This is a genomic window from Rathayibacter sp. AY2B3 (assembly GCF_002931755.1).
Taxonomy (GTDB): domain Bacteria; phylum Actinomycetota; class Actinomycetes; order Actinomycetales; family Microbacteriaceae; genus Rathayibacter.
This window is the reverse complement of record NZ_PSUG01000021.1, coordinates 43471-60181: the sequence shown is the minus strand read 5'-3', so window position 1 is coordinate 60181 and position 16711 is coordinate 43471. Positions and strand designations below refer to the sequence as shown.

The following is a 16711-nucleotide window of genomic DNA, read 5'->3' as shown; positions in this document are numbered from 1 at the left end:
GTCGGACGTCAGGGCCAGGCGGCTCGCGTGGCGCACGACGTCGTGGTTCGACAGCACCCAGGTCGACGGGGCGCCGACCGCGGCGAAGGCTTCGACGGAGGAGTCGATGATGTCGCGGAGGGCGGGTGCGCTCCACGGGGTCTCGAGGTAGGCGAAGTTGAAGGCCTGGTGCATCTCGTCGGGGCGGACCCAGCGGGCGAGCTTCGAGAGCGGCTGCACCCACGCCTCGGCGCAGAGCACGCGGTCGTCCGGGTACTCGGCGAGCAGGGAGTGCCAGTCGCGGTAGATCTCGTGGACGCCGTCCTGGGCCCAGTAGGGGGCGGTGGCGGGCTCCTCGCCGTCGGCGGTCGCGACTCCGCCCATCGACCCGCTGTCGGCGGGCGGCGTGTAGTCGGGCAGACCCTCGGCCTTGATCATCCCGTGCGCCACGTCGACGCGGAAGCCGTCGACGCCGCGGTCGAGCCAGAAGCGGAGGACCTCGCGGAAGCGCTCGCGCACCCACTCGTTCGTCCAGTCGAAGTCGGGCTGCGAGGTGTCGAAGAGGTGAAGGTACCACTGACCGGCCGAGCCGTCGGGCTCCATGACGCGAGTCCACGCGGGGCCGCCGAAGACCGACTCCCAGTTGTTCGGGGGCAGCTCGCCCGACTCGCCCCGGCCGTCGCGGAACAGGTAGCGCGCCCGCTCGGCGCTGCCCGCGGGAGCGGCGAGCGCCTCCTGGAACCAGCGGTGGGCGCTGGAGGAGTGGTTGGGGACGAGGTCGACGATGATCCGGATGCCCAGGGCGTGAGCGCGGGCCAGCATCGCGTCGAAGTCGGCGAGGGTGCCGAAGAGCGGATCGACGTCGCAGTAGTCGGCGACGTCGTAGCCCGCGTCCTTCTGCGGCGAGGTCATGAAGGGGGAGAGCCAGATCGCGTCGACGCCGAGCTCGGCGAGGCTCTCGAGGCGCGAGGCGATCCCGGGCAGGTCGCCGATGCCGTCGCCGTCCGCGTCCGCGAAGGAGCGCGGGTAGATCTGGTAGATGACGGCGGTGCGCCACCACTCGGCTCCCCGGCGGTGCTCGGCCTCGGAGTCGGGGCCGGGGGAGTTCTCGGGCGCGCCGGAGAGAGCGGAGTCCAGGGTCATGGGCCGAGTTTATCGGGCGGCCCGGGGGCGCCGGGGGCACGCCCCCGCCGTCCCGTACAGTCGACGGGTGATGGATGAGACGCCGGACGAGGCCCGGGCCCGACGCCGACGGGCGCTGCTGTGGGTGGTGCCGGTTCTGGTGCTGCTCGTCGGCGGCCTGGTCGCCGTCACCCTCGCGATCGGCGGATTCGCCCTGCGCAGCATGACCGGCGCGACCGCCGTGCAGCTCGTCCTCGCCGCCTAGGCGGTCGCGGCCGGGCCGTCCTCGTCCTCGGGCGGCGGTGCGGAGGAGGTCCGTGCCCGCTCCTCGGACGCGTGCGCGGTCTCGGGCCCGGTGGCGCGGGCCTGCTCGTCGGCGCGGGTGACCGCCTCGGCGAGCTCGTCGGCGACGAGGTGGCCGGGGGAGACGGCCTCGGCCCGGTAGGCGGCCCGGCCCACCATGTGCGCCGAGACGGGCACGGTCAGCAGCTGGAAGCCGATCACCAGCACGATCGTCCCCGCTGCGGCGAAGCCGGGGTTCCGGATGGCGACCGCGAGCATCACGCAGATCAGGCCGAGCACCTGAGGCTTCGTGCCCGCGTGCATCCGGGACAGCAGGTCGTCGAAGCGCAGCAGGCCGATGGCGGCGACGAGCGAGAGCAGGGCGCCGGCGACGAGCAGCACCGCGGTCAGGACGTCGAAGAACAGGTCCATGTCAGTCCTCCTCGCGGTTGGCCATGAACTTGGCGACGCTGATCGAGCCGAAGACGGCGAAGAGCGCGAGCCCGAGCACGACGGGCAGGGTCCGCGCGTGGTGGTTGACGGCCATCTCGGCGCCGATCCCGCAGATGATCGTCGCGACGAGCACGTCGGCCGCGACGACGCGGTCCAGAACGGAGGGTCCACGGAGGATCCGCACGAGTGCGAGCAGGCAGGCGGCGCCGAACACCGGCACCAGGATCCAGATCAGCCAGTCGATCACCGGACCACCCCCGCCCCGGCCTCGATCGGCCGGTTCACCCTCTGCACGTCCTCGCGGGAGCCGATGGCGCGGACGATGCGGGCCTCGGTCTCGAGGACGGTCCGGCGCACCTCGTCGATGCGCTCGCCCTCGTCGTGGAGGACGCCGAGCACGTGCAGGTAGAGCACGTTCTTCTGGGGGTCGACGTCGATCACGAGCGAGCCGGGGACGAGGGTCACCGCCTCGGTGGTCCAGACCAGCATCCCCTCGGAGCGGCTCCGCAGGTGCACGGCGACGATGGCGTTGTGCACCGGCACCGGCAGGGTGAGGATCTGCCACGAGACCCGGACCGAGGCGACCGCGATGTCGTAGACGAGCCGCGCGAGGAAGACCAGCACGAACCACGGGTTGATGCGGTTCGAGAACTCGACCGGCGGCAGGTAGAACACCCGGGTGATCAGCAGGGCGACCAGGAAGCCGGTGACGATCGACAGCACTGAGACGTCGTCCCAGAGCAGCACCCAGATGCCGACGAGAGTCACGAACATCGCGACGCGGTTCCAGATGTCGACGCGGCGGCGGGGGCTCATCGCGGCCCCTCCTCTCCGAAGGACGAGTCGCGGTAGACGGTCGCGATGTAGGTCGCGGGGTCGGCGACCGCGGTCGCCGCGCGCTCGCTCGCGTCGTAGAGGGGACCGGCGCCGACGGTCAGCGCGACGCCGACCACGACCATCCCCGCGGTGGCCAGCACCATCATCGGCGGCGAGTGGCGGGTGCGGATGCTGCCCGTGTCGTGGGGGTCCTCCTGCAGCTGGTCGATCAGGGGCGACTCGTAGCCGGGCACCTCCTCCTGGCGGCGCCAGAAGACCATGTTCCAGACGCGCGCGACGGCGTAGAGGGTCAGGAGCGAGGTCACGGCCCCGGCGGCGATGACGGCCCAGATCAGCCATGAGGGCTGGTCGACGGCCGATTCCGTGCCGGCGACGAAGAGCCCCACCTTGCCGAGGAAGCCGGTGAACGGCGGGATCCCGCCGAGGTTCATCGCGGGGATGAAGTAGAGCAGCGCCAGCAGCGGCGAGGCCTTGAGCAGCCCGCCGAGGCGCAGGATCGAGGTGGTGCCGCCGACGCGCTCGATCAGGCCGGTCGCGAGGAACAGCGTCGTCTGCACGGTGATGTGGTGGATGACGTAGAAGATCGTCGCCGCGTAGCCGGCCGGGGTGCCCACGGCGATCCCGAACACCATGTAGCCGATGTGCGAGACCAGCGTGAAGGACAGCATCCGCTTGATGTCGGCCTGCGCGACCGCGCCGAGGATGCCGACGATCAGCGTCAGCAGCGCCACTACCAGCAGCACCTCGCTCAGCCTCCCGCCCGGGAAGAGCAGGGTCTCGGTGCGGATCAGCGCGTACACGCCGACCTTGGTGAGGAGTCCGGCGAAGACGGCGGTGACCGGCGCCGGCGCCGTGGGGTACGAGTCCGGGAGCCAGAACGAGAGGGGGAACACGGCCGCCTTGATCCCGAAGCCCAGCAGCAGCACCACGTGGAGCACCAGCTGCACGTCGGCGGGGAGCTCGGCGATGCGGATCGAGAGCTGCGCCATGTTGACCGTGCCGGTGGCGCCGTAGAGCAGGCCGATGGCCGAGAGGAAGAAGACGCTCGAGACCAGGCTGACGACCACGTAGGTCGTGCCGGCGCGGATCCGCGGCGCGGTGCCGCCCAGGGTGATCAGCACGTAGCTCGCGGCCAGCAGGATCTCGAAGCCGACGTAGAGGTTGAAGAGGTCGCCCGCGACGAAGGCGTTGAGGATGCCCGCCGAGAGGATCAGGTAGGTCGGGTGGAAGATCGTGACCGGCGTCTCGCGGTTGCCGTCGACGAGGCCCTGGCCGACCGAGAACAGCAGGACGCCGAGCAGGGTGATCGAGGTGATCACGAGCATCAGCGCGGCGAGCGGATCGACGACCAGCACGATGCCCCACGGCGGCTCCCAGCCGCCCACGTAGACCGCGCTGCCGCCTCCGTCGCCGGTGAGGACCAGCACGAGCATCACCGAGGAGATCACCAGCACGCTCGAGAGCGTCACGATGTTCACGGTGATCTGCGCGCGCCGGTGGCGTCCGAGGATCAGCGCGACGGCCGCTCCCAGGAGGGGGAGGGTGACGACGAGCGGGATCAGGGCGTTCATCGGTCCTCCTTCCTGTCGTCGGTCATGGCGCTCTCCCCGTGCTTGGCGGCGGTGCCCTCGTCGCTGGACTCGAGCAGGACGTCGAGCGCCCGGTCGTCGGCGGTGGTCTGGGCCGAGATGCCCGCAGCGTCCTCGCGGACCGAGGCGTCGGTCTCGTCGTCCTCCACCTGGTCGGCGTTGGCGAGGCGCCAGCGCCGGTAGATCATCGCGAGCAGGAAGGCGGACACCCCGAAGGTGATCACGATCGCCGTGAGGATCAGCGCCTGCGGCAGCGGGTCGGCCATCTCGGCGGCGATCTGCTCGTAGGAGCGCCCGTCGTCGGTGACGAACGGCGCGATGCCCGAGCGGCCGGCCATCAGCAGGATGAGGATGTTGGTCGCGTTCCCGACGAGCAGGAACCCGATCAGGATGCGGGTGAGGCTGCGCTCGAGCATCTGGTAGACGCCGGCCGCGTACATCACCGCCATCACGACGACGAGGACGAGGGTGATGCTCATGCGCCGTCCCCCCTGCCCGGCCCGCCGACGACGGTGGCGCCGGTGGGGAGCGAGGTCTCGAGCCCGTCGACGGTGCCCTGGCCGGGGCCGGGGGTGCTGTCCGTCGAGTGCGTGACGCCGTCGCCCGAGGGGGAGCCCTGCTCGGCCTCCTCGCCGTGGCGGTCGACCTCGCCGCCGAGGCTGCGGAGGATGTCGAGGGCGAGGCCGATCACGATCAGGTACACCCCGATGTCGAAGAGGGTGGACGTGCCCAGGTGGAGCTCGCCCAGCACCGGCACCTCGAGGTCGAGCCAGCTCGACTCGAGGACCTCGAGGCCGAAGGCCAGGGAGGAGACGGCGGTGCCGACGGCGAAGAAGAGCCCGAGTCCGAGGACCTTGCCGGCGTCGATCGGCGCGGCCTCGCCGAGCTCGAAGCGGCCGCCGGCGAGGTAGCGCGCGACGAGGGCGAGTCCGGCGAGCAGACCGCCCGCGAAGCCTCCGCCCGGGGTGTTGTGGCCGGTGAAGAGCAGGTAGACCGACACGATCATCGCGGGGTGGAAGAGCAGGCGCACCAGCACCTCGAGCACGATCGAGCGGTTCTCCGGCCGCAGCGTGCGTCCGGCGACGAGCCAGGAGCCGCGGTCGCCGTCGCGCTCGGCGTCGGCGGAGGAGGCGGTCAGGTCCATCGCGCGCTCGCGGCGGTCGTCCGCGCTCTGCGACTCGAGGCGGGGTGCGCCTCCGGCCCGGCTGGAGAGGAAGATCAGGCTCGCGACGCCGGTGGCGACCACGACGAGGACCGAGATCTCGCCCATCGTGTCCCAGGCGCGGATGTCGACGAGCAGGACGTTGACGATGTTGCGGCCCTTGCCCTCCTCGTAGGCGAGGCGGGGCAGCTCGGCCGAGATCGGCGTCGCGGTCCGGGCGCCGAGGGCGATGGTGGCGGCGAGGGCCATGACCGCTCCGACGGCGATGCCGATGACAGCGCGCAGGCGCTTGCGCATCGGCTGGTGCTTCGCGGCGATGCGGGTCGGGAGGCGGCGCAGGACCAGGACGAAGACCACGAGGGTCACCGTCTCGATCAGCGCCTGGGTGAGGGCGAGGTCGGGCGCGCCCTGCAGGGCGAAGAGGGCGACCATCCCGTAGCCGGTGGCGCCGGCGAGCAGCACGGCGGCGACGCGGTTGCGGGCGATCGCGCACAGCACCGCTGCGAGGATCATCACGGCCGCGACCGCGAGCTGGCCCGGGCTGTCCCAGAAGACGAGGTCGCCCGGCCAGGTGCGGTTGAGGGCGGCCGCACCGCCGACGCCGAGGACGAAGACCGCGAAGATCACCGTCAGGTAGCGGGGGAGCGAGCCGCGCTGGACGAACTCCGTGACCGTGCTGGCGACGCGGTCGAGCCAGCGGACGGTGGCCCAGTAGCCCTCGGCGGAGTCGATCCGGTTGGGCAGCATCGACTGGGCGCGCGCGACGGCGACGCGCTTGGCGAAGAGCAGGAGTCCGACGGCGATCACGAGGGCGCTGAGTGCCAGCGCGGGCTCGAAGCCGTGCCAGAGCGCGAGGTGGTAGCCGCCGTGGTCGGAGGCCTCCGCTGCGGCGGCCGGCTCCGGATCGGCGTCCGGGGCGGCGGAGCGGAGGGTGTCCGCGTAGACGGCGACGAGCGGGTCGAGGACGGAGGCGGCGATCCCGCCGATCACGCTGGCGGCCGCCAGCAGCACCGGGGCGGCGGTGAAGGTCCACGGCTCGGCGTGCAGGTGCGTGTCCTCGAGCCCCTTCTTGCGGGCGAAGGCGCCCCAGAAGAAGCGGGCGGAGTAAGCCGCGGTGAGGATCGAGCCGAGGACGAGGCCGACGAGCGCGACCCAGGCCCAGAACGAGCCCTGCTCGATCGCCGAGATCAGGCTCGTGAACACGGCCTCCTTGGCGACGAAGCCCAGCAGCGGCGGGATGCCCGCCATCGACAGCACGCCGACGAGGGCCGCGCCCGCGAGCACCGGCGCCTGGCGGCCCAGGCCGCTGAGCTTGCGGAGGTCGCGCGTGCCGGCGCGGTGGTCGACGATGCCGACGGTGAGGAAGAGCAGCGCCTTGAAGAGGGCGTGGGCGACGAGCAGGGTCAGCCCGGCCAGCGCGGCGTCGCGCGAGCCGAAGCCGACGGCGACGGTCAGGAAGCCGAGCTGGCTGACAGTGCCGTAGGCCAGCACGAGCTTGAGGTCGTACTGCCGGAGCGAGCGCCAGCCGCCGACGAGCATCGTCCAGACGCCGACGCTCACCACCACGGGCAGCCAGACGGAGTCGTCGGCGAAGCCCGGCGCTAGGCGCGCGACGAGGTAGATGCCCGCCTTCACCATCGCGGCGGCGTGCAGGTAGGCGCTGACCGGCGTCGGAGCGGCCATCGCGGCCGGCAGCCAGAAGTGGAACGGCACCAGGGCCGACTTCGAGAACGCGCCGAGCAGCACGAGCACCAGCGCCGTCGACACGATCGGGCCGGAGGGGGCGGCGGCGACGATCCCGGACAGGCTGGTGGTGCCGGCCTGCACGATCAGGACGATGATCCCGACCAGCATCGCCAGCCCGCCGAGAGTCGTGACCAGGAGCGCCTGGAGCCCGGCGCCCCGGCTCTCCTTGCGCCCGCTGTAGTGGCCGATGAGGAGGTAGGAGAGGACGCTCGTCGCCTCCCAGAAGACGAAGAGGATGATCACGTCGTCGGCCGTCACCAGCCCGTACATCACTCCGGCGAACGCGGACAGGAGCGCGGCGAACCGGCCCAGCGAGGGCTCGTCGCGGCTGAAGTACGTCGCGCAGTAGGCCAGGACCAGGGCGCCCACTCCGCTGACCACGAGGGCGAGGACGATCGAGAGCGCGTCCAGGCGGAAGGAGAGGGCGATGTCCAGCGCGGGGATCCACGGCACGGTCTCGCGGATCTCGCCGCCGTCGAGGATCGTCGGCAGGGCGGTCGCGGTGGCGGCGAAGCTCGCGGCCGGGATCAGCGCGAGCGCGTAGAAGGTCTTCGGCCCGAACCGGTCCACCAGCCAGGGGGTCACCACGGCGATCGCGAACGAGATCACGAGGATGAGGAGCATCACATGTTCCTCCCAAGGTGTACCCAGCGCATAAGTCGGTCAAGAATAACGGAGCGCCCTCACGCGGAACCTGAGTACGCGGAGGCTTGACGGCCCCGTCGCGATCCGCCAGGGCCCTAGCGTGGGGAGCATGGCACGCTCCCTCCTGCCCGACCAGCTCTGCCGACTCCGCGTCCACGACCTCGGGACGGGGGAGTCGACGACCGTCTTCGAATCCGACTCCGTCCTCGTGGAGGCGCCGAACTGGACCCCGGACGGCTCCGCCCTGATCGTCAACGGCGACGGCGGCCTCTTCCGGCTGCCGCTGGAGGGGACGGCAGCGCTCGAGCCGATCCCGCTCGACGGGGTGCCGGCCGAGCTCAACAACGACCACGTGCTCGCCCCGTCCGGCGGGCTCGCCTACGTCTCGGCGCGCGACGGGCACCTCTACGCGGTCGAGCTCGACGGCTCCGCCCCCGCCCGCCGCCTGACCGCCGAGCGCGAGGGCGCACGCTTCAAGCACTACCTGCACGGCGTCTCGCCGGACGGGGCGACCCTCGCGCTGATCGGCGGCGGCGACGCCTCCGGGCGGTGGCGGACCGACGTCTACACGATGCCGGCCGGAGGAGGCGCGCTCACCGCCCTGACCGACGACGAGCCGGCCGACGACGGCGTCGACGTCTCGGCCGACGGCCGCACCCTCGTCTTCAACTCCGAGCGGGCCGGAGGAGGGGCGCAGCTCTTCCGCCTCGGCCTCGACGGCTCCGGGCTCGTGCGCCTGGTCGAGTCGGACACGGTCGACTGGTTCCCGCACGAGTCGCCCGACGGCGCGCACCTGCTCTACCTCGCCTATCCGGAGGGGACGGCCGGGCACCCCGAGAACGTCGACGTCGAGCTGCGGCTGCTCGGCCTCCCGGGGCGCGCGACGCTCGAGCCCGGCCGCGTGCTGGAGCGCCTCCACGGCGGGCAGGGGACGATCAACGTCTCCGGCTGGGCGCCGGACTCGACGCGCTTCGCCTACGCCGACTACCCGCGGCGCTGAGAGTCTGAGTCCTTGCCGCGCATGCGCGGGAGGGGGATCGATCGTGGCGGGGAGCGGGTCTTGAATCGGGGGATGAGCATCGACAGCGCAGCATCCTCCTCCGTCACCCGCTCGCCGCTCGGCGACTCCGGCATCGACGTCTTCCCGCTCTCGCTCGGCGGCAACGTCTTCGGGTGGACCGCGGGGCGGCAGACCTCCTTCGACGTCCTCGACGGCTACACGGCCGCGGGCGGCGACTTCATCGACACCGCCGACGCCTACTCCGCCTGGGTCCCGGGCAACACGGGCGGCGAGTCCGAGACGATCATCGGCGAGTGGCTCGCTCAGCGCTCGGGGAACCGCGACGACGTGGTGATCGCGACGAAGGCGGGCCGCCACCCGCAGTTCACCGGCCTCGCGCCCGACACCGTGCGCGCGGCCGCCCGCGCCTCCCTCGAGCGCCTCGGGACCGATCGGATCGACCTCTACTACGCCCACTTCGACGACGAGGCCGTGCCGATGGCCGACATCGCGGCCGTCTTCTCCGAGCTGGTCGACCAGGGCCTGGTCCGCGCGATCGGAGTGTCGAACTTCAGCCCCGAGCGCGTCGCGGAGTGGCTGCGGGTCGCGGGCGAGGAGGGCCTGCACGCGCCCGTCGCCCTCCAGCCGCACTACAACCTCGTGGAGCGCGGGATCGAGGCCGACCTGCTGCCCCTCGCCCGCGAGGCGGGGCTGGCCGTCGTCCCTTACTCCGCTCTGGCGTCCGGCTTCCTGACCGGCAAGTACCGCGACGGCTCGACCCCCGAGGGCCCGCGCGCCGACGGCGCCTCCCGCTACCTCGACGGCCGCGGCCGCCGGGTGCTGGCGGCGCTCGACGCGGCGGCGGAGGCGCACGGCGCCGAGGTGGCGACGGTGGCGCTCGCGTGGCTCCGCTCGCAGCCCGGAGTGGTCGCGCCGATCGCCAGCGCCCGGGTGATGGAGCAGCTGCCGGCTCTGATCGCCTCGGCCTCCCTCGAGCTGAGCGCCGAGGAGCTCGCCGCGCTCGACGAGGCGAGCCGGGCGTAGCCGCAGACGGGCGGCCGCGGGGGCGCGTCCCCCGCGGTCATCGACGCTCCGCGGAGGTGCTATCGTCTAACGGTGCCAAATCGCGGGCACGTCCCGAGAGGGGCTGTCAGACCCGCGGGTGCGCCCCCTTAGCTCATTGGTAGAGCACTTCCTTGGTAAGGAAGAGGTAGTGGGTCCGATTCCCACAGGGGGCTCCGTTCCCCGCAGGCCAGGCCTGCGAAGAACGCGCGGCGGGGTAGCTCAGGTGGTTAGAGCACACGGCTCATAATCGTGGTGTCGCGGGTTCAAGTCCCGCTCCCGCTACAGCGAGAAGGCCCCGGTTCGCGCGTCGAGTCGGGGCCTTCGGCGTTCCCGGACCCGCGGACCGCGCGGCCCGCTCAGAGCCAGCCGTTCCGCTCGGCGATCCGCACGGCGTCGGCCCGGTTGCGCGCTCCGGTCTTGCCGATCACCGCCGAGAGGTGGTTCCTGACCGTCCCGGGGGAGAGGTGCAGCATCCGCGCGAGGTCGGCGATCGATCCGCCGGTACGCGCGGCGGCGAGCACATCGGCCTCCCGCTCGGTCAGCGGTGTGCCCCCCTGCGCCAGCGACTCCGCTGCGAGGGCGGGGTCCACCACGCGCAGCCCCTGCCCGACCCGGCGCACGGCGTCGGCCAGCCGGGCGGACGGGGTGTCCTTCACCACGAAGCCCGAGGCCCCCGCCTGCATCGCCCGGGTGAGGTAGCCGGGGCGGCCGAAGGTCGTCACGATCAGCACGCGGCAGGACGGCAGCGCATCGCGGAGGAGTGCGGCGGCGGCGATCCCGTCCAGGCCCGGCATCTCGATGTCGAGCAGCGCGACGTCCGGCGTCGAGGCGATCGCCGCGGCGACCACCTCGTCTCCGCGGCCGACCTCCGCGACGACGTCGATGTCCGGCTCCAGGGAGAGCAGAGCGGCGAGGGCGCCCCGCACCAGCGCCTGGTCGTCCGCGATCAGGAGCCGCAGGGCGCTCAACGTCCGCCTCCTGGGAGCGATGCCGTCAGGCGGAAGCCGCCGAGCTCGCTCCGTCCGACGGAGAGCCGTCCGCCCGCCGCCTCGACGCGCTCGCGCAGCCCCGCCAGCCCGGTCGAGCCGGTCCCGGCCGCCTGAGGACCCGCTCCGTCGTCGGCGATCTCGACCTCGCAGGCGGTGAGACGGATGCGGCAGCGCGAGGCTCCCGAATGGCGGACGACGTTGGTCGCTCCCTCCCGGATCACCCACCCCACCAGCTCGCGGTGCTGCGGGAGCACGGTGTCGGTGGAGGAGGGCAGCTCGGCGGTGATCCCCGCTGCGGTCAGAGCGCCGCGCGCGGCCGCCAGCGCCCCGCTCGCCGTCGTGGCGCGGAAGCCCGAGACGGTCGCGCGGACGTCGGCGAGGGCGCCCCGGGCGAGGGTCTCCACGTCCGCGATCTCGGCGCGGGCCCGTTCGGGGTCGGCGTCGAGGACGCGTCCGGCCAGCTCGGACTTGACCGTGATCACCGTCAGCGAGTGCCCCAGGATGTCGTGGATGTCGCGGGCGACCCTGCTCCGCTCGCGCTCGGCCGTCAGCACCTCCAGCTCGGCCCGGGTCTCGCGGAGCTGGTTCACCGTGGCGATCGTGCGCGCGAAGGTGGCCATCATCAGCGAGATGGAGAGGATGATCACCGGCACCACGAACGCGGTCTCGGTGACGCCGTCGCTCTCGAGGCGGACGGCGAGCGTCACGAGCGCGAGAGCTCCGACGAGGACCACGGTGAGGCGCCAGGTGAACACGCACATGCCCACGAGGACCCCGACGTAGGTCCAGAGCCCGGTCACGTCGCGGCCGAGCCACGGGAGGAGCGTGAAGGAGAAGGCGAGCAGCCCGAGGCAGATCAGCAGCCGGCCCCGGGTCGCCAGGGTCCAGGCGAGCGGCGGGGCGACGAGGAACCCGGCGCTGAACGCGGCGATGAGGACGACGCCGGCGACGCGGCCGGGCCACTCCGGGTCGTCGAGGACCGACGGCACGGTCGAGTAGACCCAGAAGAGCGAGAAGACGGCGCCGGTGTACCAGCGGAGCGCCCGCGGCGTCCACAGCGCCGTGCGCAGGGTCGCGCCCGGATCGGCGCCCGCCGCGGCCGGGCGGATCGGCCAGCCGGGCTCGCCGTGTCCGGAGGCGGTGGTGCTGCTCACGCGCTCACCCTAGGACCGAGGCGGCCCGCGCCGCGCATCCCTCATACCCGCTTCGTGTCGCGGCGGAAGAAGAACACCGTGCCGCCCAGGAGCAGACCGAGCCACACGAGTGCGTCGACCAGGGCGCCCAGGTCGAACCCCTCGCCGGTGAGCGGCGCCCGCGCGAGCTCGCTGATCCCGTAGACCGGGGTCAGGGCGGCGATGCTCTGCATGAATCCGGGCATGCTGCTCACCGGGTAGAAGAGGCCGCCGAGGAACGCGAGGACCACGATGACCAGGCTCGTGATCTGCGCCGCGTTCTCGCCCGGCACCATGTAGCCCACCATGAGGCCGAGCGTGGTGAAGACGGCGCTCGCGAGCAGCCAACCGGTCAGTCCGGTCGCGACCCACTGCACCGCCGAGAGCTCGATGCCGCTGGCGGCGCCGGCCGCGAAGGTGGCGACGACGGCGAGCAGGCCGAGCACCATCCCGGCGATCATCTTGATCAGCACGTTGACCACCGGGTTCAGCGGGGTGAGCCGCAGCTGCCGGCTCCAGCCCTGCGCGCGCTCCACGGCGACGGCCGCTCCCGTCTGCGTCGCGGACATCATCGCTCCGTACATCGACATCGACACCATGATGAACGCGGCGACCGAGACGCCGCCCGCCGCGATCGGGGTCGCGGTCAGCGGCTCGTCGCGGAGCGGATAGCCGACGATGAAGAACATCAGCACCGGGAAGAGGAGGGTGAAGAAGAGCGTCCGGCGGTTCCGCAGCCGCCGCAGGATCTCGATGCGCAGGTAGGTCGTGGTGAAGCCTCCCAGCGCCGGCGAGCGGCGGTCGAGGCGGACGCGGTCGGCGGCGGGGGTCGTGGCGGTCATGCGGACGCTCCTTCGGAGGTGAGGGCGAGGAAGACGCTCTCGAGGTTCTGGGCGGTGATCTCGACGTCGCAGGCCCCGGTGCGGGTGAGCAGGTGCCGGGCGAGAGCGTCGGAGTCGTCGGTGTGCACGGCGATCCGGTCGCCCTGCGCCTCGACGCTGGAGACCCGGGGAAGGGCGGCCAGGGCGGCGAGGTCGGCGCCGGGGAGGGTCGCGTGCACGATCCGGCCGGAGACGAGGTTCTTGATGCTGCTCGTCGTCCCGTCGGCGACGATCCGGCCGCGGCTCATCAGGACGATGCGGTCGGCGTACTCGTCCGCCTCCTCGAGGTAGTGCGTCGCGAAGAGCACGGTGCGCCCGCGCGCCGCGTCGGTGCGGATGGCGTGCCAGAACGCGCGGCGCCCCTCGACGTCCATGCCCGTCGTCGGCTCGTCGAGCAGGAGCAGGCCGGGATCCGACAGCAGCGCCATCGCGAACCGGAGCCGCTGCTGCTGGCCGCCGGAGCACAGCCCCACGCGGCGGGAGGCGAGCTCGGCGATTCCGGCCCGCTCCAGCACCTCGTCGATCGGCCGGGTGTCGGCGAAGAGGCTCGCGGTCAGCTCCAGGGTCTCGTGGACGCTGAGGTCCTTGAGCAGGCCGCCGGTCTGCAGGACGGCCGAGACGAGTCCGTGCGCGATCGCCGTGCGTGGCGGGCGCCCGAACACCGTCACCTCGCCGGTGTCCGGGGCCGAGAGGCCCAGGAGCATGTCGAGGGTGGTGGTCTTGCCCGCGCCGTTGGGGCCGAGGAAGGCGACGATCTCGCCGGGGCGGACGGTGAGGTCCACCCCGGCCACAGCAGCGACGGAGCCGAAGCTCTTGGTGAGGGCGGTCGCCTGCACGGCGAGGTCGGTCGAGGTCATGTCCTCAGCCTGCCGAGGCGCCCGCCCGAGTGCCCCGGTCCTCTGTCACCGATGGGGCGTGACATCCGTCACCCCTCGTCCCGGCTCGGGCGCTGGGGCGGGCCCGGCCGGCGGGCAGCGGTCAGACCGCGCAGCCCGCGAAGAGCACGTCGTCGGAGGAGACCAGGTCGTGGAGGGTCAGCAGCCGGTCGAGGTCGTGCCCCGCGGCCAGCGCGTTCGCGCGCTCGGCCGAGGTCTGCGGGGCGAGGCGCCCCTCCATGACGCCGCCGAGGGCGCGGACGGCGCACGCGGCGACCACTCCCTCCGGGGTGCCGCCGACGCCGAGGACGAGGTCGACCCGGCCCGCGGGGTCGGCCGCCTCGATCGCGACCGACACGTCGCCCTCGCCGCGCAGCTCGAGCGCGACCCCGGCCGCGCGCAGAGCCGCGATCAGCCCGGCGTGGCGCGGCTTGTCGAGCACGACGACGACCAGCTCCGCGACGGGCTTCCCGAGCGCCGCCGCCAGCCGTGCGGCGTTCTCGGCCGGAGGGAGATCGAGCGAGACGGCGCCCCGGCCCGGTCCGGAGCAGACCAGCTTGTCCATGTAGAACACGTCGCGCGGGTCGAACAGCGTGCCGCGCGGGGCGAGCGCGATCACGCTCACCGAGCCGGGGAGCCCCTCCGCCGTGAGCCGGGTGCCGTCGAGCGGATCGACCGCCACGTCGCAGGAGGGAGCGGAGGCGCGGCCGAGGCGCTCGCCGTTCGCGAGCATCGGGGCCTCGTCCTTCTCGCCCTCGCCGATCACGACGACGCCGTCGAACGGAGCGTCGGCGAGCACCGCCCGCATCGCCGCCACCGATGCCGCGTCGGCCGCGAGCTTGTCGCCGCGCCCGTACCAGCCGCGCGCCGCCTCCGCCGCCGCGCGCACGGCGCCGGCCACCGCCTCCTGCAGCTCGGGCGAGTAGGCGGGGGAGGCGATCAGCCGCAGCCGACTCATGCCCGGGCCGGCTGCGCCGTCGCGGTGCGGACCAGCCGCTCCAGGGTGCGCAGGCCGTCGGAGGAGAGCACCGACTCCAGGTGCCCCTGCACCGACGCGACGTGCTCGCCCCGCAGGGCGTTGACCACTCCCGTCTCCGGGTCGACCGAGACCTCGAGCCCCAGCCGGGGCGTGCGCGTGACGCCGGGGGCGACGGAGGAGAAGGTGTTGTAGAAGCCGATGGCCGCGTCCTCGCCGAACACGTCCACCGCCAGGCGCACGCCCTGGCGGGGCGCGGGCAGCGGCTCGACCGGGAGGCCCGCCAGCAGCGACAGCATCTGGTGGCTGAGGCAGACGGCGAGCATCGGCCGCTCCGCCTCGAGGCGCGCGGTCATCAGCGCGCGCAGGTGCGCGATCCGCGGCTCGGAGGCGTCGCGGGGGTCGCCCGGGCCGGGACCGAAGACGACGAGGTCGTCGCTCAGCACGTCGGCGACCTCGGACCAGCGCTCGACCCGGGCGTCCATCCCGAGATGGCGCAGCTGGTGGGCGAGCATCGTCGTGAACTGGTCCTCGTTGTCGACGATCAGCGCGGTGTGCCCGGCGAGGCCGGCGATGTGCTCGGGCGCCTGAGGTCGGAGCCAGAACGAGGCGAGCCGCTCGTTGCGCGCCTCGAGCGCCTCCTGCACGCCCGGCTGCGCGTTCAGATCGATGGCCGGCGGCACGTCGCGGTGCGGCAGGAGGCCCAGGGCGGAGAGGACGCCCGACGCCTTCGCGCGCGTCTCGGCGACCTCGCCCTCGGGAGTGGAGTGGCGGACGAGGGTCGCGCCCGCCGGCACGGTGAGGCGGCCGTCCGCGCGGAGGTAGGCGGTGCGGATGAGGATGGGGGCGTCGACCGTGTAGCCGTGCTCCTCCGGCTCGAAGAGGGCGAGAACGCCGGAGTAGTAGCCGCGCGGCTCCTTCTCGTACTCGGCGATCACAGCGCACGCGTTCTCCATCGGCGAGCCGGTGACCGTGGGCGCGAACATCGTCAGCCGCAGGACCTCGCGCACGTCGAGTCCGGTGCGGCCCTCGAGCAGGTACTCGGTGTGGCTGAGCCGCGACATCTGCTTGAGGAACGGGCCGAGGATGCGGCCGCCGTCCGGGCAGACCGCGCTCATCATCTTCATCTCCTCGTCCACCACCATGAAGAGCTCCTCGCTCTCCTTGACGTCGGCGAGGAACGCGAGCACCTCCTCCCCGGTGGGCCCGGCCGCGGGGTGGCGGAAGGTGCCGCTGATCGGGTTCATCATGGCGACGCCGTCGCGCACCGAGACGTGGCGCTCGGGCGTCGCGCCGACGGCGGTGACCGTCTGCGCGCCGCCGACGCCGGGCGTGTGGATAGCGAAGGTCCAGTACGCGCCGGACTCGTCGGTGAGCAGGCGGCGGAACCAGGCCAGGACCGCCTCGACGGGCGGCGCGTCGGTCTGCGCGACGAACGCGCGGTTGATGACGAAGTTGGCGCCCTCACCGCGCCCGATCTCGTCCTCGATCACCCGGCGGACGATGTCGGCGTACTCGTCGTCCGGCACGTCGAAGCCGCGCTCCTCCACCGGGATCTCCCGCTCGGGCAGCAGCCGCAGCACCTCCGCCAGCGGGACGCTCTCGCGCTCGCGCACCACGAGGTTGCGCAGCGGGGCTCCGTCGTCCTTCGCCGCGAAGCCGCGCTCGCGCACCTGCCGGTAGGGCACCAGCGTCAGCACGTCGTCGCCGTCGAGCGGGATGTCGGCCAGGCCCTCGACGTCGAGCACGTCGCCCGTGAACACGTCGACGGCGTCGCGGCCCTGGCGGAGGACCACCGCGAACGGCAGCGTCCCGTCGGAGGCGAGGATACGGGAGAGGAGCGAGGTCATCGTGGTCCTTGAATCGGGTCGTGCCCCACCCGGGCCCTGACATGCAGAACGACCGCCCGGAGGAGGCGGTCGCGTGCGAGGGGTCTGC

16 protein-coding genes and 2 tRNA genes are annotated in these 16711 nt (G+C 72.8%); 5 read left to right on the top strand and 13 right to left on the bottom strand.

Features of this window, described 5'->3' with window-relative positions:
• The coding region (locus C5C24_RS08870; protein ID WP_258065118.1) for an alpha-amylase family glycosyl hydrolase at positions 1-1122 on the bottom strand (1122 nt) is incomplete at its 3' end.
• 67 nt (positions 1123-1189) lie between these two features.
• Here C5C24_RS08870 and C5C24_RS17930 point away from each other — a divergent pair.
• Positions 1190-1366 (top strand): hypothetical protein, encoded by a 177-nt coding sequence (locus C5C24_RS17930; RefSeq protein WP_181110031.1) that lies wholly within the window; start codon positions 1190-1192, stop codon positions 1364-1366.
• On the opposite strand, the gene mnhG is transcribed toward C5C24_RS17930, so the two are convergent.
• Genes mnhG through C5C24_RS08840 form a run of 6 tightly spaced genes read right to left on the bottom strand, consistent with a single transcriptional unit; the run spans position 1363 to position 7794 of the window.
• Positions 1363-1815: a monovalent cation/H(+) antiporter subunit G gene (gene mnhG, locus C5C24_RS08865; RefSeq protein ID WP_104282035.1), complete on the bottom strand. Its 453-nt coding sequence runs from the start codon at positions 1813-1815 to the stop codon at positions 1363-1365. The genes C5C24_RS17930 and mnhG overlap by 4 nt on opposite strands.
• Before the next feature lies 1 nt (position 1816).
• Positions 1817-2083, bottom strand: a complete 267-nt coding sequence (locus C5C24_RS08860; protein WP_308470821.1) for a monovalent cation/H+ antiporter complex subunit F — start codon at positions 2081-2083, stop codon at positions 1817-1819.
• Positions 2080-2652 carry a Na+/H+ antiporter subunit E gene (locus C5C24_RS08855; RefSeq protein ID WP_104277348.1) on the bottom strand — a complete coding sequence of 191 codons (573 nt, stop codon included), beginning with the start codon at positions 2650-2652 and terminating at the stop codon, positions 2080-2082. Before C5C24_RS08855 ends, C5C24_RS08860 begins: the two co-directional genes overlap by 4 nt.
• Positions 2649-4244 (bottom strand): Na+/H+ antiporter subunit D, encoded by a 1596-nt coding sequence (locus C5C24_RS08850; protein ID WP_104304790.1) that lies wholly within the window; start codon positions 4242-4244, stop codon positions 2649-2651. The genes C5C24_RS08855 and C5C24_RS08850 overlap by 4 nt, the downstream gene beginning before the upstream one ends.
• Positions 4241-4741, bottom strand: coding sequence for a Na(+)/H(+) antiporter subunit C (locus C5C24_RS08845; RefSeq protein WP_104223614.1), 501 nt, complete (start codon positions 4739-4741; stop codon positions 4241-4243). Before C5C24_RS08845 ends, C5C24_RS08850 begins: the two co-directional genes overlap by 4 nt.
• Positions 4738-7794 (bottom strand): Na+/H+ antiporter subunit A, encoded by a 3057-nt coding sequence (locus C5C24_RS08840; RefSeq protein ID WP_104304789.1) that lies wholly within the window; start codon positions 7792-7794, stop codon positions 4738-4740. Before C5C24_RS08840 ends, C5C24_RS08845 begins: the two co-directional genes overlap by 4 nt.
• 130 nt (positions 7795-7924) lie before the next feature.
• Between C5C24_RS08840 and C5C24_RS08835 the strand changes: the two genes are divergently transcribed.
• The 4 genes from C5C24_RS08835 to C5C24_RS08820 all read left to right on the top strand — a co-directional run bounded on the left by C5C24_RS08835 (position 7925) and on the right by C5C24_RS08820 (position 10162).
• Positions 7925-8815 (top strand): PD40 domain-containing protein, encoded by an 891-nt coding sequence (locus C5C24_RS08835; RefSeq protein ID WP_104304788.1) that lies wholly within the window; start codon positions 7925-7927, stop codon positions 8813-8815.
• A gap of 72 nt (positions 8816-8887) precedes the next feature.
• Entirely contained in the window at positions 8888-9859 is a 972-nt protein-coding gene (locus C5C24_RS08830; RefSeq protein ID WP_104304787.1) for an aldo/keto reductase, read from the top strand.
• A gap of 122 nt (positions 9860-9981) precedes the next feature.
• Positions 9982-10053: transfer RNA gene (locus C5C24_RS08825), tRNA-Thr, on the top strand.
• 35 nt (positions 10054-10088) lie between these two features.
• A tRNA-Met gene (locus C5C24_RS08820) sits at positions 10089-10162 on the top strand.
• Between the two features lie 74 nt (positions 10163-10236).
• Here C5C24_RS08820 and C5C24_RS08815 read toward each other — a convergent pair.
• The 6 genes from C5C24_RS08815 to C5C24_RS08790 form a co-directional block, all read right to left on the bottom strand.
• Complete coding sequence (locus C5C24_RS08815; protein ID WP_104277353.1) at positions 10237-10848, bottom strand: response regulator; 612 nt, start codon at positions 10846-10848, stop codon at positions 10237-10239.
• The gene (locus C5C24_RS08810) at positions 10845-12023 is read right to left on the bottom strand and encodes a sensor histidine kinase (RefSeq protein WP_258065116.1); all 1179 of its coding nucleotides are present in this window, start codon (positions 12021-12023) and stop codon (positions 10845-10847) included. The genes C5C24_RS08815 and C5C24_RS08810 overlap by 4 nt, the downstream gene beginning before the upstream one ends.
• 41 nt (positions 12024-12064) lie before the next feature.
• Positions 12065-12883 (bottom strand): ABC transporter permease, encoded by an 819-nt coding sequence (locus tag C5C24_RS08805; RefSeq protein ID WP_104277355.1) that lies wholly within the window; start codon positions 12881-12883, stop codon positions 12065-12067.
• Positions 12880-13779 carry an ABC transporter ATP-binding protein gene (locus tag C5C24_RS08800; RefSeq protein ID WP_104304786.1) on the bottom strand — a complete coding sequence of 300 codons (900 nt, stop codon included), beginning with the start codon at positions 13777-13779 and terminating at the stop codon, positions 12880-12882. The genes C5C24_RS08805 and C5C24_RS08800 overlap by 4 nt, the downstream gene beginning before the upstream one ends.
• 121 nt (positions 13780-13900) lie before the next feature.
• The gene (locus tag C5C24_RS08795; protein WP_104304785.1) at positions 13901-14755 is read right to left on the bottom strand and encodes a fructose-bisphosphatase class II family protein; all 855 of its coding nucleotides are present in this window, start codon (positions 14753-14755) and stop codon (positions 13901-13903) included.
• A complete protein-coding gene (locus tag C5C24_RS08790) occupies positions 14752-16623 on the bottom strand; it encodes an anthranilate synthase family protein (protein WP_104304784.1) in 1872 nt (623 codons plus the stop codon). The genes C5C24_RS08795 and C5C24_RS08790 overlap by 4 nt, the downstream gene beginning before the upstream one ends.
• Positions 16624-16711 lie beyond the last annotated feature (88 nt).